Raw genomic sequence first — 1,995 nt, forward strand, 5'->3', positions numbered from 1 at the left:
CGCGGTAGGCCTGCTCCTGCTCGTCGAACCACTCGCGGCACGGCATCGACACCACGCGGGCGCGGATGCCGTCCTCGGCGAGCAGGTCGCGGGCGGCGACGGCGATCTGGACCTCGGAGCCGGTGCCGACCAGGACGACGTCGGGCAGGCCGCCCTCGACGTCCAGCAGGACGTAGCCGCCGCGGTGGACGTTGCTGGTGTCGCTGTAGCCGTCGGTGCCCCGGGGGAAGACCGGGACGTTCTGGCGGGTCAGGGCCATGCCGGCGGGACGGTCGGTGTTGCGGAGCACCGCGTGCCAGGCGGCGGCGGTCTCGTTGGCGTCGGCCGGCCGCACGACGTCCAGGCCCGGGATGGCGCGCAGGGCGGCCAGGTGCTCGATGGGCTGGTGGGTCGGCCCGTCCTCGCCGAGGCCGATGGAGTCGTGGGTCCACACGTAGGTGACGGGCAGGCCCATCAGCGCCGCGAGGCGCACCGAGCCGCGCATGTAGTCGGAGAACGTGAGGAACGTGCCGCCGAAGACGCGGGTGCCGCCGTGCAGGGTGATGCCGTTGAGGATCGCGCCCATCCCGTGCTCACGGATGCCGAAGTGCAGCACCCGGCCGGCCTCGGGGTCGCCGTCCCACTGGTCGGTGGAGCGGTCCTTGGGGATGAACGACGGCGCGTCGCTGATGGTCGTGTTGTTGGACTCGGCCAGGTCGGCCGAGCCGCCCCACAGCTCGGGCATGACCGCGGCGACGGCGTTGATGACGGCGCCGGAGGCCTTGCGGGTCGCGACGCCCTTCGGGTYGGCGTCGTACGTCGGCAGGGCATCGGCGAGGCCGTCGGGCAGGGCGCGGGTCTGCATCCGCTCCCAGGTGGCCAGCGTCTCCGCCGAGGCGGCGTCGCGCCAGGCGGCGAGCTGCTCGTCCCAGGCGGCCTGGACCTCCTTGCCGCGGGCCACGAGCGACCGGGTCCGCTCGATGACGGCCTCGGGCACCTCGAAGTGCTGCTCGGGGTCGAAGCCGAGGATCTTCTTGGTGGCGGCCACCTCCTCGGCGCCGAGGGCCGAGCCGTGCGAGGCGCCGGTGCCCTGCGCGTGCGGCGCGGGCCAGGCGATGACGGTGCGCAGGACGATCAGGCTGGGCTGGTCGGTGACCGCGTCGGCGGCCCTGACCGCGTCGTGGAGCTGCTCGACGTCCTCGACGTACTCGGTGCCGTCGTGGGTCCAGTCGACGGTCTGCACGTGCCAGCCGTAGGCCTCGTAGCGCTTGCCGACGTCCTCGGTGAACGCGACGTCGGTGTCGCCCTCGATCGAGATGCGGTTGGCGTCGTAGATGACGGTGAGGTTGCCGAGCTGCTGGGTGCCGGCGATCGAGGAGGCCTCGGCGCTCACGCCCTCCTGGAGGTCGCCGTCGCTGCAGATCGCGTAGACGTGGTGGTCGAACGGCGACTCGCCCGCGGCGGTTCCCGGGTCGAGGAGGCCGCGCTCGCGGCGGGCGGCCATCGCCATGCCCACCGCGTTGCCGACGCCCTGGCCCAGCGGGCCAGTCGTCGTCTCGACGCCGGCGGTGTGACCGTGCTCGGGGTGGCCCGGGGTCTTGGAGCCCCAGGTGCGCAGCGCCCTGAGGTCCTCGAGCTCGAGGCCCCAGCCCCCCAGGAAGAGCTGCGTGTAGAGCGTGATCGAGCTGTGGCCCGCCGACAGCACGAACCGGTCGCGCCCGGGCCAGTGCGGGTCGGCGGGGTTGTGCCGCATGACCTTCTGGAACAGCAGGTACGCCGCCGGCGCGAGGCTCATCGCCGTACCGGGGTGGCCGTTGCCGACCTTCTGCACGGCGTCCATGGCCAGGACCCGCGCCGTGTCGACGGCCTTCGAGTCGAGTTCGTTCCAGTCGAGCGCGGGGGGAGTGGAAGGCACAGAGATCCTCTCGGACGTTCATGGGCAGGCACCTCCGAGCCTACTCACGTCGCGGGCTAGACTCGACAACGCATCAGTTCCCCTTCCTCGAGGTTCCATAC

At 72.5% G+C, this 1,995-nt stretch carries 1 protein-coding gene; it reads right to left on the bottom strand.

Translation table 11 applies throughout. The features are described from left to right. Nucleotides 1–1,819, bottom strand: a 1,819-nt coding sequence (tkt, locus tag ACXJKL_RS20030) for a transketolase (RefSeq protein ID WP_457208752.1), incomplete at its 3' end; no start/stop codon positions are given. Nucleotides 1,820–1,995: the final 176 nt, after the last annotated feature.

Source organism: Nocardioides sp. P5_C9_2, from assembly GCF_054049555.1.